Source organism: Caenibius sp. WL, assembly GCF_019803445.1.
Taxonomy (GTDB): domain Bacteria; phylum Pseudomonadota; class Alphaproteobacteria; order Sphingomonadales; family Sphingomonadaceae; genus Caenibius.
Window position 1 is genome coordinate 1,929,128 of sequence record NZ_CP081844.1, and the last position, 18,474, is coordinate 1,947,601.

The window sequence follows — 18,474 nt, forward strand, 5'->3', positions numbered from 1 at the left end:
AGCTGGCTAGGTATCGCCATGACCCGAATAGCCGTCTGCGCACCGTCGACGCCCCTCTTGCGTGAAGAGGCCGACCGCGTGCTCTATCTTGCCGCGACAGACTTCCCGGATGTGCAACTGGCGTTCCACGAACAATGCTTTGCCGTGGATGGGCATTTTGCCGGGCCCGACAGCATGCGGCGCGATGCCTTTCTCGAATGCGCGAACGATCCGGCATTCGATGCGGTGTGGTTCGCGCGCGGCGGTTATGGCGCGAACCGGATCGCCGGGGCGGTGGTGGCGCGGCTGGGGGCAGCGGCACGGGACAAGGTCTATCTGGGATATTCGGATGGCGGCTATATGCTGGGCGCGCTCTATCGGGCCGGAGTGGGGCACCCCGCCCATGGGCCGATGGCGGGCGATATCCGGCGCGATGGCGGGGAGGCGGCGATCCGCCGGGCGCTCGGCTATCTTGCGGGCGGGCGTGGCGGGCTGGAACCGACGCTGGCCGAATGCCCGCATCCCGTGGCGGCGTTCAATCTCATGACGCTGGCCATGCTGTGCGGCACCGATCTGATGCCGGACCTGACGGGCCATGTGGTGATGGTCGAGGAAGTGTCCGAATACCTCTATGCGGTGGACCGGCTGTTCTTCCATGTCACCAGCCAGTTGCCGGGGCTTGCCGGGCTGCGCCTCGGGCGGGTGAGCGACGTGCCCGAAAACGACCGGCCGTTCGGCGCGGATGCGGAGGAAATCGCCCGGTATTGGTGCGATCGTGCGGGAATCCCCTATCTTGGCCCGGCCGATGTGGGGCATGATCCTGCCAACAAGATTGTGCCATTCGGGCTTGCGGGGAAAGCGGCGGGGCAATAACCGCGCGCGGCAAAGGAGTTTTGAATATGCGGGCATTCGTATTTCCCGGGCAGGGGAGCCAGAAGGTTGGGATGGGCAAGGAACTCGCCGAGGCGAGCGTGGTGGCCCGCGAAGTGTTCGAGGAAGTGGACGAGGCGCTTTCGCAGAAGCTGTCCGCGCTGATGTTCGAAGGGCCGGACGATCAGCTTACGCTGACCGAAAACGCGCAGCCCGCGATTATGGCCAATGCCATCGCCACCTTGCGCGTGCTGGAACAGGAAGGCGGTCTGACGATAGCCGACAAGGGTGATTTTGTCGCCGGGCACAGCCTGGGCGAATACACCGCGCTGTGCGCCGTGGGCGGTTTCTCGCTGGCCGACACGGCCCGCCTGCTCAAGCTGCGCGGGCAATCGATGCAGGCCGCCGTGCCGGTGGGCGAAGGCGCGATGTGTGCGCTGCTCGGCGCCGATGTGGAAAAGGCGCAGGCGCTGGCCGATGCCGCCGCGGAAGGGCAGGTCTGCACCGTGGCGAACGACAACGATCCGACGCAGGTCGTCCTTTCCGGGCACCGCGCGGCGATCGAACGGGCGGTGGCCATGGTCAAGGATCACGGGATCAAGCGCGGCGTGCTGCTGCCGGTATCCGCGCCGTTCCATTGCCCGCTGATGCAGCCCGCCGCCGATGCGATGGCCGAAGCGCTGGCGCAGGTGCCGGTCAACGCGTTGCGCCTGCCGGTGTTCGCCAATGTGACCGCCGCGATGGTCAGCGATCCGGCGGAAGAACAGCGGCTGCTGGTGGAGCAGGTATGCGGCCGCGTGCGCTGGCGCGAAAGCGTGATCGCGATGAAAGCCGCCGGTGCTGAACATTTCGTCGAACTGGGCGGCAAAGTCGTCGGCCCGATGATTTCGCGCACGGTCGACGATGTAACGGTCGTCAGTGTGATTACCATGGCCGATATCGAAGCCCTGGCCAAGGTGCTGGGCTGAGCGTGCTGCGCCATCGCATCGCGGCCGTAAGCATGGCGGCGGCGCTGTTCGCCATCCCTCCGGGCGCACATGCCGCCGATCATCTCGATTGCATGGCGCAAGGCTACGACGCGGAACAGGAAAAGGTCATCGAATCCTTCGTCGGCTCGTTCGACACGAAAAGCCTGAAAAGCGAACCGTCCGGGGCGCTGATGGGGGCTCTGTCGGCGCGTGCCGGTGCCTGCGCGGATCAGCATGGCTGGTCGCCCAACGCCATTCTCAACGCTGTCTTCCATCAGACGGGGGCGATGATGGAAGCGGGGCTGCGCAGGCATTCTCCGCTCTCCGATGCGGATATGGTCCGTCTTCTAAGGGCGATCAACCGTGCGGATCAGCAGCGCCTGTGGCCTATTCTCGAAAACATGATGGGGCCTTTCATGTCAGGCGAAGAGGCCGAGGAACCGAGCAAGGACGACAATCTCTATCTCGGTCTCGTCATTCTGAGTTCCGGCATCCCGGACAACGACACCAGCACCAAATTTGCTGGCGCGCTCCTGGCCGCACAGGCCATACAGCGGCTGGCCGCCAAACGATTTGCAAGCGAATAACGGGGAAAGATTATGTTCGACCTTTCTGGCATGACGGCATTGGTCACAGGCGCATCGGGCGGCATCGGCTCCTCGATTGCCCGCACATTGGCCGCGCAGGGCGCGCGACTGGCGCTGTCCGGCTCCAATTCGGACAAGCTTCGCGCTTTCCGTGACGAACTGAACAGCGAATTCGGCCACGATCATGTGGAAATCACCTGCAATCTGGGCAATCCGGAACAGGTGGAGGAACTGATCCCGGCCACGATCAACACCGTCGGCAAGCTCGATATCCTCGTCAACAACGCGGGGATCACGCGCGACAATCTCGCCATGCGGATGAAGGACGACGAATGGGATGCGGTGATCCGCATCAATCTGGAATCGACGTTTCGCCTGATGCGCGCCGCCGCGCGCCCGATGATGAAAGCGAAATTCGGGCGGATCATCAATATCACCAGCATCGTCGGTTCGACCGGCAATCCGGGCCAGATGAACTATTGCGCGGCCAAGGGGGGCGTCACCGCCATGTCCAAGAGCCTGGCGCAGGAACTGGCCAGCCGCGGAATCACGGTCAACTGCGTCGCGCCGGGCTTTATCCGCACGGCGATGACGGACGTGCTGCCCGATGCGCAGAAGGACGCGCTCAACGCCAAGATTCCAATGGGCCGCATGGGCGAAGGCGAGGATATCGGCGCAGCGGTTTCCTATCTCGCATCGAAGGAAGCGGGCTATGTCACGGGGCAGACCTTGCATGTGAACGGCGGCATGGCGATGCTGGGCTGAGGCCCCGCATCCCTGCGCCACGGGGGTGGATTTCCCGAATTTATCCCCAACTTCTCCTGCAAATCCGCCATTCCTGCTTGCCGCGCGGGATGCCCGCGTTAAGGATTACCAGCGTATTTCCATGCGTCAGAACGGCGATTCCTTCGCCGTGGGCGCGCTAGGGGGACCGGTAAACGATGAAGGCCACGATCGAACGCGCAACGCTCCTGCGTTGCCTGTCCCACGTCCAGTCGGTGGTCGAACGCCGCAACACAATCCCGATTCTGTCCAACGTCCTGATCGAAGCCGCGCCGGACAACACGCTGCGCGTCATGGCGACGGACCTCGATCTCCAGGTCGTGGAAAGTCTGTCGGCGGTGTCTGTCGACGTGCCCGGTGCGATCACGGTTTCGGCGCATCTGCTGTTCGATATCGCCCGCAAGCTGCCCGATGGCAGCCAGGTCAGCCTCGAAGTGGCGGACAACCGGATGGTGGTGAAATCGGGCCGCAGCCGCTTCTCGCTGCCGACTTTGCCGCGTGACGATTTCCCGATGATCGTGGAAGGCGATCTGCCGACCAGCTTCGAAATTTCGGCCAAGGCGCTGGCCGAACTGGTCGATCGCACCCGCTTTGCGATTTCGACGGAGGAAACGCGCTATTACCTCAACGGCATTTTCCTGCATGTGGCCGACGATGAACTGAAAGCCGCCGCCACTGACGGGCACCGTCTGGCGCGCTTCACCATTGCCCGGCCCGACGGGGCCGAAGGCATGCCGGATGTGATCGTGCCCCGCAAGGCGGTGGCCGAACTGCGCAAGCTGCTGGAAGAAGCGCTCGACACCAATGTCGAAATCGACCTGTCGGCCAGCAAGATCCGCTTCACTCTCGGCGGTGAAAACGGCGTGGTGCTGACCAGCAAGCTGATCGACGGCACGTTCCCCGATTACACCCGCGTGATTCCCACCGGCAACGACAAGCTGCTCAAGCTCGATCCGAAGAGCTTCTTCGAAGGCGTGGACCGCGTGGCCACGATCGCCACGGAAAAGACTCGTGCGGTGAAAATGGGGCTGGATCGCGACAAGGTTACGCTGTCGGTCACTTCGCCCGACAACGGCACGGCGGCGGAAGAACTGGCGGCGGATTACAGCGCCGAAGGGTTCGAGATCGGCTTCAACGCCAATTATCTCAAGGACATCCTCAGCCAGATCGACGGCGATACCGTGGAACTGCATCTGGCCGATGCCGGGGCGCCGACGCTGATCCGCCAGGATTCGAAAAGCGCCGCGCTCTATGTGCTGATGCCGATGCGGGTCTGATCCGCTTCACCTGCGGAAATCGCGCGCCGCCATCCCGGCCAGATCGGGATGGCGGCGTTTCTGTCTGAATTATCCGCGCGCGCGGATCATTTCCTCGATGTGGACGAACTTTTCGCGCGGGGCCCCTTCGCGGGCGGCGCGTTCTTCGGCTTCCTCGATCTTCTTCCAGTCGCGGAAGGTCACGATGTCGAGCTTGCGCGATTCGGCCAGTGCGTCGAAGCCGGGGCGGCCATCCTTGCGCGCCGCGCCGAGAGCGCCGGAATCGAAGTCTTCCGCGATCTTCTCGATGATCGAGAAGCCATCCGGCCGGTTGGTGCCGATAGTGCCGGTCGGGCCGCGCCGGGCCCAACCCACGCAGTAGAGCCCGGGCAGGATGCGCCCTTCGTCGTTGGCGAAGCGTCCGGCCCGTTCGTCGAACGGCACGCCGGGGATGGGGGAAGTGCGATAGCCGATGCAACTGACTAGCAGATCGCAGGGGATCGTCTCGACCTCTCCGGTCGCCACCAGCTTGCCATCGCGCAGCGCGGTTCGGGAGACTTCCAGCGCTTCGATCCTGCCGTTGCCGATGATCCGTTCGGGCACGCCGAAGAAATGGAAATTCACCTCCTTGCCGAACTGCCCGCGCTCGCTTTCCGGGATGGCGGCGAAACTGCGCAGATGGCCGACGGATTTGCGCTGCCCCGGTTCGAGCACGGCATCGTCGTCTTCCGGCGGCAGATCGGCGGGGTTCACGCGCGGACAGGCGTTTTCCAGCTTGCCCAGTTCGCCCAGTTCCTTCGGCGTCATCGCGATCTGGTGGGGGCCGCGCCGGCCGAGAATGGTGATCGTCTCCAGTTTCGAGCGTTTCAGCAGATCGAGCGCATGGGAAACAATATCGCTGCCCGCGAATTCCGCCTCGGTCTTCGAAAGGATGCGCGCGACGTCGAGCGCGACGTTGCCCATGCCGACGATCACCGCGTGGCGGCCCGACAGATCGGGATCGAGCGTGGCGAAATTGGGGTGCCCGTTGTACCAGCCGACGAACGCGGCGCTGCCGAATACGTTGCCCAGTTCCTCACCGGGAATCGCCAGCGGCCGGTCGTTCGGCGCGCCGGTGGCGAAAATCACCGCGTCGTAGAGCCCCTGCAGTTCATCCACCGTCACATCCTGGCCGACGGAGATATTGCCGACGAACCGGACGTTGTCGGACAGGGCGGTTTTCTCGTAGCGGTTGGATACGCCCTTGATCGACTGGTGATCGGGCGCCACGCCCGTGCGGATCAGCCCATAGGGGACGGGCAGGCGATCGAAGATGTCGACGCGGACATCGTCACCCCATTGTTTTTGCGCTGCTTCGGCGGTGTAGTAACCTGCAGGGCCCGAGCCGATGATCGCCAGATGGCGCATTCAAATTTCTCCCGCTTCGTTCTCGCTTGCCTTGCTTTCTTCCCTATTTGGCCTCGGGGCACAAGCACTTGCTCTTTGTCGATCGGGCAGAATGCAGAGGCGATGCGGCCGGATTTGCAGAGGGTTCGGGTGTGGCTGCGGCAGGGCCCATTCCGGCGTGATTCTTCACCCGGTGGGCTGGGATGACAAATTCCGCTGACAGTTCGGGCGCACGCTGCTAACGGCGCGCGCATGACTGAATTGGCCAACATCCGCAATTTTTCGATTATCGCGCATATCGATCACGGCAAGTCGACGCTGGCCGATCGGCTGATCCAATTCACCGGCGGCCTGACCGACCGTGAAATGAGCGAGCAAGTCCTTGATAACATGGACATCGAGCGTGAGCGCGGGATCACGATCAAAGCGCAGACCGTGCGCCTGAGCTATACCGCCAAGAACGGGCAGACCTATGAGCTGAATCTCATGGATACCCCGGGCCACGTCGATTTCGCTTACGAAGTCAGCCGCAGCCTTGCAGCCTGCGAAGGGGCGTTGCTGGTCGTCGATGCCGCGCAGGGCGTCGAAGCGCAGACTCTGGCCAATGTCTATCAGTCGATCGAGCACGACCATGAAATCGTGCCGGTGATCAACAAGATCGATCTGCCCGCCGCCGAGCCGGAGAAAGTGCGGGCGGAGATCGAGGATATCATCGGCATCGATGCGTCCGAAGCCGTGCTGTCGAGCGCCAAGTCCGGCATCGGTATCGAGGACGTGCTCGAAGCCGTGGTCGCCAAGATTCCGCCGCCGCAGGGTGATCGCGAAGCGGCATTGAAAGCGATGCTGGTGGATAGCTGGTACGATCCGTACCTCGGCGTCGTCATTCTCGTGCGGGTGATCGACGGGGTGATCAAGAAGGGCCTGCAGGTCAAGTTCATGCAGGGCGGCACCGAGCATCTGATCGACCGTGTCGGGTGCTTCACGCCCAAGCGCACCGATCTGCCGGAAATCGGGCCGGGTGAAATCGGCTTCATCACCGCGCAAATCAAGGAGGTGGAGCAGGCCCGCGTCGGTGACACGATCACCACGGTGAAGAACGGCGCGACACAGGCCCTGCCGGGGTACAAGGAAGTGCAGCCGGTGGTGTTCTGCGGGCTGTTCCCGATCGACGCCGCCGATTTCGAAAAGCTGCGTGAAAGCATCGGCAAGCTGCGGCTGAACGACGCCAGCTTCAGCTATGAAATGGAAACCAGCGCCGCGCTCGGCTTCGGGTTCCGTTGCGGGTTTCTCGGGCTGCTGCATCTGGAAATCATCCAGGAACGGCTGACCCGCGAATACGATCTCGATCTCATCACCACCGCGCCCAGCGTGGTCTATCGCATCCAGTTGCGCGCTTCGCGGACTGACGATGCAGAGGAAATCCATCTCCATAATCCGGCGGACTACCCCGATCCCAGCCGGATCGAGACGATCGAGGAACCGTGGATCAAGGCGGTGATCTACACCCCGGACGAATATCTCGGCTCGATTCTCAAGCTGTGCCAGGATCGGCGCGGCATCCAGACGGACCTGACCTATGTCGGCGGGCGGGCGCAGGTCACTTACGAACTGCCGCTCAACGAAGTCGTGTTCGATTTCTACGACCGCCTGAAAAGCATCAGTCGGGGCTACGCCAGCTTCGACTATGAACAGATCGGTCTGCGCGAAGGCGATCTCGTCAAGATGAGCATCCTGGTCAACAACGAGCCGGTCGATGCGCTTTCGATGATCGTGCACCGCAGCGTGGCCGAGGAACGCGGCCGCCATATGTGCGAACGGTTGAAGGATCTGATTCCCCGCCACCTGTTCAAGATCCCGATCCAGGCGGCGATCGGCGGCAAGGTCATCGCCCGCGAAACCATCAGCGCGCTGCGCAAGGACGTGACCGCCAAATGTTACGGCGGCGACATCACGCGCAAGAAGAAGCTGTTGGAAAAGCAGAAGAAGGGTAAGGCGCGGATGCGGGAATACGGCAACGTCTCGATCCCGCAGGAAGCGTTCATCGCCGCGCTGCGGATGGGCGAAGAGTAAGCCATGCATGCTCACCCCTTTCCGGGGAGGAGCAGCGGGCTGAGGACGGTTCGTCGTGGTTGATGCCATTGCCCTGCTGTTCGCTTGCCAGTTGCTGGGCGAAATCATCCACCGGCTGACCGGATTGCCTTTGCCGGGCGCGGTCATCGGCATGCTGTTGCTGATCGGCTGGCTGGCCGCCGTGCGCCGCGAGCGGCCCGCGCTGGTGGCGGTGACGACCTGGCTGACCGGACATCTTGCGATTCTTTTCGTCCCCGCCGCCGTGGGCGTGATCGAGGAAGGGGGCACGCTCTCCCGCTATGGCGTGGGGCTGGTGCTGGCGACAGTCGTGTCCACGATCCTGACGATGGTGGTGTCCGTCCTGGTGTTTCGCTGGGCCTTGCGAAAGTGCGGCCACGATGCGGAACCCCCGCAAGAGCCGCAGCCATGAACGCTCAGCTGCACGGATTGCTGGCCACGCCGCTGTTCTGGATGACGGCGACTTTCCTCGTTTTCGAAGCGATGGATCGCCTGTCGAAACGCAGCAACCGGCATCCGCTGTGCCATCCGGTGTTGTGGTCCACGCCGGTCATTATGCTGTTGCTGGTGCTGACCGGCACCTCTTATGCGACCTATATCGATGCAACGGCGATGCTCGTTTTCCTGCTCGGCCCGGCGGTGGTCGGTCTGGCGGTGCCGGTCTGGCGGCAGCGCGCGCTGATCCGCAAGCTCGCTCTGCCGATTGCGCTGGCGCTCGGCGCCGGGGCGGTGACAGCGATTGTCAGCGCGGTGGGCATCCTCTCCCTGTTCGGCGCTCCGCGCGATATTCTGGCATCCATCGCCCCTCGTGCAACGACGACTCCGGTGGCGATGGCGATAGCCGAACAATTGCACGGCATTCCCGCGCTTGCGGCGGTGATCGTGCTGTTTGCCGGGATTGTCGGGGCGATGGTCGCGACTCCGCTGTTCAACGCGATGAAGATCACCGATTATCGTGCGCGCGGCTTCGCTGTCGGGGTATCCGCCCACGGCATCGGCGCGGCGCGGGCGTTTCAGGTCGATGGCATCGCCGGGGCTTTTGCCAGTCTGGGCATGGCGCTGAATGCGGTGGTCACCGCGGCGCTGCTGTCTTTCTTCGCCTGGATGCTCTGACAGCGGCGGATTTTGCCGATCCGGGCAGGGCGGTGCGCCCATGGCGCTGGATCATGTGGCGTTCGCGGCAGGTTGTGAGGAACTTCACCCCTTTTGACGAACTTTACTTGGCGTTCCCCGAAGCGCTGGCTATACGCACGCCATGCTGACGAAGACCCGCTCTTTCCGCTCGCCCGCCCGCATCGCGATCCTCGCCTCGGCGGCTACGGCCATGTTGTTGGTTGCCGGCTGTGGCGGCGGCCCGCGCACGAACAAGGGCACCGCCTATGTCGCGCGCGATGTGGAAACGCTTTACGCGGCGGCCAAGCAGCGGCTCGATCAGGGCAAGGCGCGCCAGGCCGCGGCTCTGTTCGACGAGGTGGAACGGCAGCACCCTTATTCCCCGTGGGCCCGCCGCGCACAGATCATGAGCGCGTTTTCCTATTACGCCGCCAAGAATTACAACCAGTCGATCCAGTCGTCGCAGCGCTTCCTCTCGATCCATCCGGGCAACAAGGATGCGGCATACGCGTATTACCTTATCGCCCTGTGCTATTACGAGCAGATCAGCGATGTGCAGCGCGATCAGAAGATCACCGAACAGGCGCTGACCGCGCTGAACGATGTGGTCCGCCGTTTCCCCGACACCAAGTATGCCAACGATGCCTCGCTCAAGATTGATCTTGTGCATGACCATCTGGCGGGCAAGGAAATGGAAATCGGCCGCTTCTACCAGAATTCGGGCCAGATGATCGCGGCGCGCATCCGTTTCCAGACGGTGGTCGACAAGTACCAGACCACCAGCCACACCGCCGAAGCGCTCTATCGCCTGACCGAAACCAGTCTTGCGCTGGGCATTCCGGAAGAAGCGAAGAAATACGCTGCCGTGCTGGGCTCGAACTTCCCCGGCAGCAAGTGGTATGATCGCGCGTACAAGCTGATGAACCGGTACGCGCCGGATGCACAGGCGAGCTGATTGCCTCATCCCGTTTGCCTCTAAACGCCGGGCGGTGCCTCGTTCGGTGCAAAGGGGCCTGGACGGTATAGGGTAGGCAAGCGGCGTAACCGCGCATTGCCCATGCTCCGTTTCGGCAGACGTGGTGCCGGATGTGGAAAACCGGTTCCCACTTTTCCGCGCGATGTTCTAGAAGCGGCGTACCGATGCTGAGCCAGCTATCCATACGCAATATCGTGCTGATCGAATCGCTCGACCTCGCTTTTGGGCCGGGGCTGGGCGTGCTGACGGGGGAAACCGGGGCAGGCAAATCGATTCTGCTCGATGCCCTGGGGCTGATTCTTGGAAACCGGGCCGATTCCGCGCTGGTCCGCGCAGGCGAGAATCAGGCAAGCGTGACGGCAAGCTTCGAATTCGCCACGCTGCCGGGCGCCCTGCAAGGCGCGTTGGCCGAAGCGGAGGTGGTGATCGAACCGGGCGAACCGCTGTTGATCCGCCGCAGTCTCAAGGCCGATGGCGGCAGCCGTGCGTTTATCAACGATCAGCCGGTGGGTGTGGCGCTGCTGCGCGAAATCGCGCCCGCGCTGGTGGAATTGCATGGCCAGCATGATGACCGGGGACTGGTCAATCCGCGCGGGCATCGCGAACTGCTCGACCGCTACGCCGCCGCTGATGTCGCGGGTCTGGCCGAAGCATGGCAGGGATGGCGCGTGGCCGGAGAACGCCTTGCGGCGGCTCGGGCGTCGATCGAGGATGCGAAAGCGGAACAGGATTTGCTGCTTGCCTATCTTGCCGAACTGACCGCGCTCGAACCTGTCGAAGGGGAGGAGGAGAGCCTCGCGGGTGCCCGTGCCGATATGCAGAAGGGCGAAAAGCTGGCCGGCGATCTCGAAGATTTGCGCCATCTATGGGAAGGCTCCGATTCCGCTCTGGCGGGTCTGCGCGGCGCGGCGCGGCGGCTGGACCGGATCGCGGGCGAACATCCCTTGCTGGCCGAAGCGCTGGAAGCGCTGGACCGCGCGGTGATCGAAGCGGGAGAGGCGGAGGAGAAACTGGCCGCCGCCGCCGATGCCCTGTTGTTCGACCCTGCCGAACTGGACCGGATCGAAACCCGCCTGTTCGAACTGCGGGCGCAGGCGCGCAAGCATCATTGCCAGGTGGACGATCTGCCCGAAAAGATGCGCACGATGCGCGCCGCGCTCGATTCCATCGAACATGGCGAGGCGGAGATTTCCGATCTGATCGCCGCCGAACGCGCGGCTTACGAACACTATCGCGGCCTGGCCGAAGCGGTGCATGCGCAGCGCAAGGACGCCGCCACGCGGCTGGACAAGGCGGTGGCTGCGGAGCTGGCGCCGCTCAAACTGGATACCGCGCGGTTCCGTACTGTCGTGACCCCCTTGCCGGAGGAGCGGTGGGGCGCCCACGGCCTCGACAGTGTCGAATTCCTGATCGCGACCAACCCCGGCGCCGATTTCGCGCCGCTGGCCAAGATCGCTTCGGGCGGCGAACTGTCGCGCTTCATTCTCGCGCTCAAAGTCGCGCTGGCGGAGCAGGGCGGCGCGGCCACGGTGATTTTCGACGAGATCGACCGCGGCGTGGGCGGGGCGGTGGCTTCGGCGATCGGCGAACGGCTGGCGCGCCTGGCAGATGGCGGACAGCTGCTGGCGGTAACGCACAGCCCGCAAGTCGCCGCGCGGGGCGGCACGCATTACATGATCGCCAAAAGCTCCGAAGGCACGGTGACGCGCACTTCGGTGATGCTGCTCGACGCTGCCGGGCGGCAGGAAGAAATCGCCCGGATGCTTTCCGGCGCGGAGATCACCGCCGAAGCGCGCGCGCAGGCGGATCGTTTGCTGGAGGGGGTGTGATGCCTCACGGCCTGAAGTTTCTTTTTCAGAACGGTTGTTGACCATGGCCACCACAGAAGCGGAAGCCGCCAACGAATTGATGCGCCTTGCGCGGCAGATCGCGCGGCACAACCGGCTCTATCACGCGGAGGATGCGCCGGAGATTTCCGATGCGGAATACGACGCGCTGGTGCGGCGCAATGCGGAACTGGAAGCTGCCTTTCCACACCTGATCCGGCCCGACAGCCCTTCGCAGCTTGTCGGGCACGAGATCGCCGCATCGCCGCTGTCGAAAGTGGCGCACGAAGTGCGCATGATGAGCCTCGACAACGCTTTCACCGATGAGGAAGTGGCCGAGTTCGTCGGGCGCGTGCGGCGGTTTCTGAATCTGCCCGCCGAGGAACCGGTGGCCTTTACGGCGGAGGACAAGATCGATGGCCTGTCCTGTTCGCTGCGGTACGAAAACGGCAGGCTGGTGCGCGCAGCGACGCGCGGCGACGGGCAGGTGGGCGAGGATGTGACCCCCAACGTTGCCTGTATCGCCGATATTCCGCAGCAGTTGCAGGGCGATGCCCCCGCCGTGTTCGAGATACGCGGCGAAGTGTACATGGAAAAGCAGGCCTTTGTGGCGCTGAACGCGCAGCTTCTGGCCGAAGCGCGCGAAAAGGCGGAAAGCCGCGGCGAGGTGTTCGATCCCACGGGCGTGCGGCAATTCGCCAACCCGCGCAATGCCGCCGCCGGATCGCTGCGCCAGAAGGACCCGGCGATCACAGCGAAGCGCCCCTTGCGCTTCTGGGCGCATGGCTGGGGCGCGGCGAGCGCTTTGCCCGGCGCCACGCAGCAGGAGGTGATGGCGCAGATCGCCCGTTGGGGTCTGCCGATTTCGCCGGAAATGATCCGCTGCGCCACGCTGGATGAAATGCTGGCGGCCTATGCCCGGATCGCGGCAGGCCGCGCCAATCTGCCGTATGAAATCGATGGCGTGGTGTACAAGGTCGATCGGCTCGACTGGCAGCAGCGGCTGGGTTTCGTCGCCAAGGCCCCGCGCTGGGCCATCGCGCGCAAGTTCCCGGCGGAACAGGCCGAAACCACGGTGGAAGCCATCGATATCCAGGTCGGCCGCACGGGCAAGCTGACACCGGTTGGCCGCCTTGCCCCGGTGCTGGTGGGCGGGGTGACAGTGACCAATGTCACGCTGCACAACCGGGACGAGATCGCCCGGTTGGGTGTCCGCATGGGCGACAGGGTGGTGATTCAGCGCGCGGGCGACGTGATCCCGCAAGTGGTTGCCAATCTGACGCGGGAAGAGGAACGCCCGGCTTTCCTGTTCCCCGATCATTGCCCCGAATGTGGCAGCGAAGCGGTGGCGGAAGAAGGCGAAGTCGATGTGCGCTGCACCGGTGGCCTGATCTGCCCGGCGCAGCGGACCGAACGCCTGAAGCACTTCGTTAGCCGTGGCGCGCTCGACATCGATGGACTGGGCGAGAAGACCATCGACCAGTTTTTCGCGCTGGGGTGGCTCGAAAGCCCGGTCGATATCTTCCGCCTGCGCAAACGGCGCGACGCGATTCTCGCGCTCGAAGGTTGGCAGGACAAGTCTGTGGACAACCTGTTGAAAGCGATTGAGGCGCGGCGGGAACCGGATGCCGCGCGGCTCCTGTTCGGCCTGGGTATCCGCCATGTCGGCGCGGTGACGGCACGCGATCTGATGAAGGGGCTTGGCGATATTCACCGTTTGCCGGGCAAGGCGGCCGAATTCGCCGCCTATCGCAGCGAACATCCGCGCGAGGCGGAGGAAAAGGAAAGCCCGTTCAACACCCGTATGAGCGAGGCGGTGAAACGCATTTTCGAAGTCGGCACCGACGGGATCGGCACCGCCGTCGGCCATGCGCTGGCCGATTTCTTCCATGAGGACCACAACCGGCAGGTGTGGAACGATCTCCTCTCCGAAGTCTCGCCGCCGCTCTACGTGGTCGAGACCAAGGCCAGCGCGGTGGCGGGCAAGACGGTGGTCTTCACCGGCAAGCTGGAAACGATGAGCCGCGACGAAGCCAAGGCACAGGCCGAAATGCTGGGGGCGAAAGCGGCCGGCTCCGTTTCAGCCAAGACCGATCTGGTGGTCGCCGGGCCGGGTGCGGGGACCAAGCTCAAGAAAGCGGCGGAACTGGGCATCGAAGTGATCGACGAAGCCGCCTGGGCGGAGATCGTCAAGGCGGCGGGTTAGGCTACAGTCTCACTTTGGCTTGATGGTCCAGGCATGCTTGCGGTTCCATGGTCCATTTCTCGAAGCCGGGCTGCTCCCCGGCTTTCGCCGGGGGCGCAGCGGCTATGGAAGTGGTCTCAGCCTGCCATGGTGAAATGATAGACGCACAGCTTGTTGCCATCGAGATCGCGGCAGTAGCCGAACGTGGCGCCGTTGCCGCGGTCGCTGGGATCGCCTTCGTTGGCCCCGCCCAGTTCCAGCGCCTTGGCGTGGAAAGCAGCGGCCTTTTCCGGCGATTCGAAGCTGAAACCGCACATCGTGCCATTGCCGATGGTGGCGTCGTTCCCGTCGAACGGGCGCATGACCCCGAACAGCGAAGCGCCGTTGCTATAGACGCGCCCGCCGCGCGGATTGTCGAACATCTTCTGCCAGCCGGCCGACCCGAGCAGTTCGTCGTAGAAGGCCAGAGCCTTGTCCAGATCGTTGGTGCCGACGGTGAAATATCCGGTGTGAGCCATGGAATGGTTTCCTTTGTTATAGAATGATCAGATGTCGCGATCGGTCAGGCGGCGGCGAGCGCCTGTTCGATATCGGCAAGGATGTCGTCGATATGTTCGATGCCGACGGAAATGCGCACGAGGTCTTCCGATACGCCCGCTTTGGCCAATTCTTCGGGGCTGAGCTGGCGATGCGTGGTGGAGGCCGGGTGGCAGGCCAGCGATTTGGCATCGCCGATGTTCACCAGCCGCAGGATCATCTGCAAGGCGTCGATGAAGCGGCCGCCTGCTTCCTTGCCGCCTTCGATCCCGAAGCTGAGAATGCCCGACGCTTTGCCGCCGCAGATTTTCTGCGCGGTGGCGTGATAGGGGCTGTCGGGCAGCCCGGCGTAGCTGACCCAGCGCACTTTGGGGTGGGCGGAAAGATATTCCGCCACTTTCTGCGCGTTTTCGCAGTGGCGTTCGATCCGCAGGCCGAGCGTTTCGAGGCCCTGCATGATGAGAAACGCGCTGTGGGGGGAGAGCGCGGCGCCGGTGTTGCGCAGCGGGACCACGCGGGCGCGGCCGATATAGGCTGCTGGGCCGAGCGCTTCGGTATAGACCACCCCGTGATAGGACGGATCGGGCTGATTGAGCATCGGGAAGCGGTCCTTGTTCGCCACCCAGTCGAACCGGCCGCTGTCGACGATGATCCCGCCGATGGTGGTGCCGTGGCCGCCGATATACTTGGTCAGCGAATGGACGATGATATCCGCGCCGTGATCGAAAGCGCGGCACAGGTAGGGCGTTGCCACGGTGTTGTCGACAATCACCGGCACGCCATGGCGGTGGGCGATTTCGGCGATCTTCTGAATATCGGCGACATTGCCCGCCGGATTGCCGATCGATTCGAGGAACACGGCCTTGGTCTTGCCGTCGATGGCGGCTTCCATTCCGGCGTAATCGTCATGCGCCACAAGGCGGGCTTCGATCCCCTGACGCGGGAATGTGTGGACGAACAGGTTGTAAGTGCCGCCGTAAAGCTGCGCGACGGACACGATATTGTCGCCCACGCCCGCGATGGTCTGGATCGCATAAGTGATCGCCGCCATGCCCGAGGCAAGCGCCAGCGCGCCGATGCCGCCTTCCATTTCCGCGATGCGCGCTTCGAGCACCGCCGTCGTCGGGTTCATAATGCGGGTGTAGATATTGCCCTGCACTTTGAGATCGAACAGATCCGCGCCGTGCTGCGTATCGTCGAACGTGTAGGAGGTCGTCTGATAGATCGGCACCGCCGCCGCCTTCGTCGTTGGTTCCGACGTGTAGCCATGATGCAGGGCCAGCGATTCCAGTTTCATCGTTCTCTCCTGAGGGGGAATTTCTGCGTTCCTGTCCGGCCTTAAAACCCAGCCGGGCGGAAAGGTCAAAGGCGATCAGCGCTCTTGCGCGGGTTGCGGGGCCCATTTCATCACGCCGCCGGAAAACGGCGTCCACCATCCGGTACGGATGCCCGCGGCGGCCAGTGTGTCGCTGGTCCACTGGTTGCAGGTGTTGAGCGCGGTGTAGCGGGACGGTGCATCGTAGAACACGTCATGATCGCCATAACCGGGGTGGCGCTGGCGCTTGCCTGGCAGCGGCGCCATGGCTTCGATGCGTTGCACCAGCCGGGCATATTCGGCCTCGCTGATCCGCAAGGGGCGCAAGTCCGCGGATGGGGCCGGGCGGACATAGTGGGCGGCATGAAGCAGCCCGTCGCCCCCCACCGCAAGAATGCGCAGCACCGTCAGCGGGGAAAGGTCGGCCCAGGTCGGGGTGTTGAGGAACACTTCGCGTTCGCCCCACGAAATGGCCAGATGCGTATAGGGGCGGTCGGGCGCGGCCAGATCGGTGGCCGGGAACAGCGGGCGCCAGTCCTTCTGCGGCGTGACCAGCGGCATGACGATGGCGGTATGCACGCCGTTGGTTTCGAGCATGATCTCGATCCCCTGCGGATGTGGATGCCATCCCGCATTGCGCGGGATGGCCGACCCGATCCACGCGGCGAGCAGGAACGCAATGACGAGCGCGGCAAGCCCGAATGCGAGCCTGTCTGCGATTCGTTTCACCACGATCGCGCCCAGCCGGGCAGTTCGCCGATCCGGGCGGGATGGGCGCGCGCGTTCGCCCGCTTGCGCAGCCAGAGGATCGACCAGTCGCCATTGGTCATCCGCCCGGCCAGACGCATGCCGACGCGGGCATAGGCCCTGCGGATCGCGGCTTCCTGCGTGGTCAGCAGCCCGGCCAGCAGGATGCTGCCCCCCGGCACCACGGAGGAAGCGAAGGGGGCGGACAGTTCGATCAGCGGCCCGGCAAGGATATTAGCGATCAACAGATCGTAAGGTGCGCGGGCCTGCAGCACGGGATCGTCCATGCCATCGGCGATCACCATGGTCAGCGCATGGGCGCCCGCGCCGATGGCCATGCCGTTGAGAGCGGCATTGTCGGCCACCACATCGGCGCAAACCATGTCGATATCGCTGGCCGTGGCATAGGCGCGGGGCCACAGGGTCATGCCGGCAAAGGCCAGCAGACCCGTGCCGGTGCCGATATCCGCCAGATTGCGGACCAGCAGCCCGCTGCGCTTCATCGCGTCGAGCATGGCAAGGCACCCGGCGGTGGTTTCATGCTGCCCGGTGCCGAATGCCTGGCTGGCGGGAATGACGAAATCGACGACGCCATTTTCATCCGGTACGGGAAATTCCGGCGTGCGGACATGGAACCGCCCGGCGCGGATCGGCTCCACCCCTTGCTGGCTGATCGTCACCCAATCCTGTTCGGGCAGTTTTTCGACGTGCAGGTGCGGCGGATGGCTGCCGAACAGTGCGGCAATGGCGGCTTTGTCCGCGCGCTGGGGTTTGCGCGGCAGCCAGGCTTCGAGCTGCCAGTCGTCGGGCTTGTCCTCCGCGATTTCGCTGCCGGAAAGGACGATTGCGGCATCCCAATCCAGCGCTTCTTCGTGTGCAAGCAGCGCGGACTGCACGTCTTCACGCGGTGCAAAGGCGGTGATTTTCCATGTTTCGCTCATTTGCAGACAGCCCTAGCGCGTCTTGCGGCGAACGGAAACTGCTCTCCCGCCGCTTGCCTTGACGAAGCATTTCATTATGGGGGGAGCGAATCCTAGCGCCAGCAGGTGGCGCTCACATGCAATCAGGAAGGCGAGAATGGCAAACCGTCCGCTGTCACCGCATCTGCAGATCTGGAAATGGGGCCCGGCGATGCTGGTTTCCATCCTTCACCGTGTCACGGGCGACGGGATGGCGCTGGTCGGCCTTTTCGTCATGCTCTGGTGGCTTGGCGCTCTTGCAAGCGGCCCCGAACACTACGATCTTTTCACCCGGTGCATGACCTCGCCACTCGGCTATGTCGTGCTGGTCGGTCTGAGCTGGGCCTTCTTCAACCACATGATGTCGGGCCTGCGCCACTTCGCGCTCGATATCGGGGCCGGTTACGAACTCAAGAACAACAAGATGTGGTCGATCCTTTCGATCGTCATCGCGGTCGTTCTCACCATCGGCTTCTGGGCCGTGATCTGCCTGCGCTGAGGTTAGGGGGAAACCATGGGTAACGGAACTTCCATCGGACGCGTGCGGGGCCTCGGCTCGGCACACAGCGGCGCGCATCACTGGCTGCTGCAACGTTTCACCGCCATCGGCAATCTGGTGCTGATGGCCTGGTTCATCACTTCGGTGCTGCTGCTGCCGGACCTGAACTATGCCACCGCCCGCGAATGGCTCTCGGCGCCGATCCCGGCGACGGCCATGGCGCTGCTGATTATCAGCACGTTCTGGCACGCGCGCCTCGGCCTTCAGGTCGTGATCGAGGACTACGTGCACGAGGATGGCACCAAGTTCGGGGTGATCGCCCTGCTGAACCTCGCTATTTTCGCCGGGGCGGCCTTCGCCCTGTTCTGTGTCGTTCGTCTGGCGCTGGGAGGCGCGTAAC

At 63.8% G+C, this 18,474-nt stretch carries 18 protein-coding genes; 13 read left to right on the forward strand and 5 right to left on the reverse strand.

Going from position 1 to position 18,474, the window contains the following annotated elements; genetic code table 11:
- Positions 1-18 precede the first annotated feature (18 nt).
- From K5X80_RS09255 to dnaN, 5 genes are all read left to right on the forward strand, one after another.
- Positions 19-852, forward strand: a complete 834-nt coding sequence (locus K5X80_RS09255; RefSeq protein ID WP_222557463.1) for an LD-carboxypeptidase — start codon at positions 19-21, stop codon at positions 850-852.
- Between the two features lie 26 nt (positions 853-878).
- Positions 879-1,817: an ACP S-malonyltransferase gene (fabD, locus tag K5X80_RS09260; RefSeq protein ID WP_222557464.1), complete on the forward strand. Its 939-nt coding sequence runs from the start codon at positions 879-881 to the stop codon at positions 1,815-1,817.
- Positions 1,818-1,819: 2 nt separating this feature from the next.
- A complete protein-coding gene (locus tag K5X80_RS09265) occupies positions 1,820-2,404 on the forward strand; it encodes a hypothetical protein (RefSeq protein ID WP_222557465.1) in 585 nt (194 codons plus the stop codon).
- A 12-nt stretch (positions 2,405-2,416) separates the two neighbouring features.
- On the forward strand, positions 2,417-3,169 hold the full coding sequence (gene fabG, locus K5X80_RS09270) for a 3-oxoacyl-[acyl-carrier-protein] reductase (RefSeq protein WP_222557466.1): 753 nt from the start codon (positions 2,417-2,419) through the stop codon (positions 3,167-3,169).
- A gap of 176 nt (positions 3,170-3,345) precedes the next feature.
- Entirely contained in the window at positions 3,346-4,464 is a 1,119-nt protein-coding gene (gene dnaN, locus K5X80_RS09275; RefSeq protein WP_222557467.1) for a DNA polymerase III subunit beta, read from the forward strand.
- Positions 4,465-4,533: 69 nt separating this feature from the next.
- On the opposite strand, the gene K5X80_RS09280 is transcribed toward dnaN, so the two are convergent.
- A complete protein-coding gene (locus tag K5X80_RS09280) occupies positions 4,534-5,850 on the reverse strand; it encodes an FAD-dependent oxidoreductase (protein ID WP_222557468.1) in 1,317 nt (438 codons plus the stop codon).
- 231 nt (positions 5,851-6,081) lie between these two features.
- On the opposite strand from K5X80_RS09280, the gene lepA reads away from it, so the two are divergent.
- The 6 genes from lepA (at position 6,082) to ligA (ending at position 14,038) form a co-directional block, all read left to right on the forward strand.
- On the forward strand, positions 6,082-7,899 hold the full coding sequence (gene lepA / locus K5X80_RS09285) for a translation elongation factor 4 (RefSeq protein ID WP_222557469.1): 1,818 nt from the start codon (positions 6,082-6,084) through the stop codon (positions 7,897-7,899).
- Between the two features lie 55 nt (positions 7,900-7,954).
- Positions 7,955-8,329 carry a CidA/LrgA family protein gene (locus K5X80_RS09290; RefSeq protein ID WP_222557470.1) on the forward strand — a complete coding sequence of 125 codons (375 nt, stop codon included), beginning with the start codon at positions 7,955-7,957 and terminating at the stop codon, positions 8,327-8,329.
- Positions 8,326-9,030 (forward strand): LrgB family protein, encoded by a 705-nt coding sequence (locus tag K5X80_RS09295; protein ID WP_222557471.1) that lies wholly within the window; start codon positions 8,326-8,328, stop codon positions 9,028-9,030. Before K5X80_RS09290 ends, K5X80_RS09295 begins: the two co-directional genes overlap by 4 nt.
- 142 nt (positions 9,031-9,172) lie before the next feature.
- Entirely contained in the window at positions 9,173-9,985 is an 813-nt protein-coding gene (locus tag K5X80_RS09300; RefSeq protein WP_222557472.1) for an outer membrane protein assembly factor BamD, read from the forward strand.
- Between the two features lie 185 nt (positions 9,986-10,170).
- Positions 10,171-11,835, forward strand: a complete 1,665-nt coding sequence (gene recN, locus K5X80_RS09305; protein ID WP_222557473.1) for a DNA repair protein RecN — start codon at positions 10,171-10,173, stop codon at positions 11,833-11,835.
- Between the two features lie 43 nt (positions 11,836-11,878).
- Positions 11,879-14,038: an NAD-dependent DNA ligase LigA gene (ligA, locus tag K5X80_RS09310; protein WP_222557474.1), complete on the forward strand. Its 2,160-nt coding sequence runs from the start codon at positions 11,879-11,881 to the stop codon at positions 14,036-14,038.
- Positions 14,039-14,154: 116 nt separating this feature from the next.
- Here the strand turns inward: ligA and K5X80_RS09315 are convergent, their stop codons facing one another.
- The 4 genes from K5X80_RS09315 to K5X80_RS09330 form a co-directional block, all read right to left on the reverse strand.
- On the reverse strand, positions 14,155-14,535 hold the full coding sequence (locus K5X80_RS09315) for a VOC family protein (protein WP_222557475.1): 381 nt from the start codon (positions 14,533-14,535) through the stop codon (positions 14,155-14,157).
- Positions 14,536-14,579: 44 nt separating this feature from the next.
- Complete coding sequence (locus K5X80_RS09320; protein WP_222557476.1) at positions 14,580-15,851, reverse strand: O-acetylhomoserine aminocarboxypropyltransferase/cysteine synthase family protein; 1,272 nt, start codon at positions 15,849-15,851, stop codon at positions 14,580-14,582.
- 75 nt (positions 15,852-15,926) lie between these two features.
- Positions 15,927-16,598, reverse strand: a complete 672-nt coding sequence (locus tag K5X80_RS09325) for a TIGR02117 family protein (RefSeq protein ID WP_222557477.1) — start codon at positions 16,596-16,598, stop codon at positions 15,927-15,929.
- Positions 16,595-17,557: a 50S ribosomal protein L11 methyltransferase gene (locus tag K5X80_RS09330; protein WP_222557478.1), complete on the reverse strand. Its 963-nt coding sequence runs from the start codon at positions 17,555-17,557 to the stop codon at positions 16,595-16,597. Before K5X80_RS09330 ends, K5X80_RS09325 begins: the two co-directional genes overlap by 4 nt.
- Positions 17,558-17,693: 136 nt before the next feature.
- Between K5X80_RS09330 and sdhC the strand changes: the two genes are divergently transcribed.
- Both sdhC and sdhD read left to right on the forward strand, forming a co-directional pair.
- Positions 17,694-18,074 carry a succinate dehydrogenase, cytochrome b556 subunit gene (gene sdhC, locus K5X80_RS09335; protein ID WP_222557479.1) on the forward strand — a complete coding sequence of 127 codons (381 nt, stop codon included), beginning with the start codon at positions 17,694-17,696 and terminating at the stop codon, positions 18,072-18,074.
- 15 nt (positions 18,075-18,089) lie between these two features.
- On the forward strand, positions 18,090-18,473 hold the full coding sequence (sdhD, locus tag K5X80_RS09340) for a succinate dehydrogenase, hydrophobic membrane anchor protein (RefSeq protein WP_222557480.1): 384 nt from the start codon (positions 18,090-18,092) through the stop codon (positions 18,471-18,473).
- The last annotated feature ends 1 nt before the right edge of the window (position 18,474 follow it).

Coding starts and splice junctions, on each gene's coding strand:
- lepA (WP_222557469.1), top strand. CDS start 6,082: ATGACTGAATTGGCCAACATCCGCAATTTTTCGATTATCGCGCATATC.
- K5X80_RS09315 (WP_222557475.1), bottom strand. CDS start 14,535: ATGGCTCACACCGGATATTTCACCGTCGGCACCAACGATCTGGACAAG.
- K5X80_RS09320 (WP_222557476.1), bottom strand. CDS start 15,851: ATGAAACTGGAATCGCTGGCCCTGCATCATGGCTACACGTCGGAACCA.
- sdhD (WP_222557480.1), top strand. CDS start 18,090: ATGGGTAACGGAACTTCCATCGGACGCGTGCGGGGCCTCGGCTCGGCA.
- ligA (WP_222557474.1), top strand. CDS start 11,879: ATGGCCACCACAGAAGCGGAAGCCGCCAACGAATTGATGCGCCTTGCG.
- sdhC (WP_222557479.1), top strand. CDS start 17,694: ATGGCAAACCGTCCGCTGTCACCGCATCTGCAGATCTGGAAATGGGGC.
- K5X80_RS09255 (WP_222557463.1), top strand. CDS start 19: ATGACCCGAATAGCCGTCTGCGCACCGTCGACGCCCCTCTTGCGTGAA.
- K5X80_RS09330 (WP_222557478.1), bottom strand. CDS start 17,557: ATGAGCGAAACATGGAAAATCACCGCCTTTGCACCGCGTGAAGACGTG.
- K5X80_RS09295 (WP_222557471.1), top strand. CDS start 8,326: ATGAACGCTCAGCTGCACGGATTGCTGGCCACGCCGCTGTTCTGGATG.
- K5X80_RS09280 (WP_222557468.1), bottom strand. CDS start 5,850: ATGCGCCATCTGGCGATCATCGGCTCGGGCCCTGCAGGTTACTACACC.
- fabG (WP_222557466.1), top strand. CDS start 2,417: ATGTTCGACCTTTCTGGCATGACGGCATTGGTCACAGGCGCATCGGGC.
- fabD (WP_222557464.1), top strand. CDS start 879: ATGCGGGCATTCGTATTTCCCGGGCAGGGGAGCCAGAAGGTTGGGATG.
- dnaN (WP_222557467.1), top strand. CDS start 3,346: ATGAAGGCCACGATCGAACGCGCAACGCTCCTGCGTTGCCTGTCCCAC.
- K5X80_RS09300 (WP_222557472.1), top strand. CDS start 9,173: ATGCTGACGAAGACCCGCTCTTTCCGCTCGCCCGCCCGCATCGCGATC.
- recN (WP_222557473.1), top strand. CDS start 10,171: ATGCTGAGCCAGCTATCCATACGCAATATCGTGCTGATCGAATCGCTC.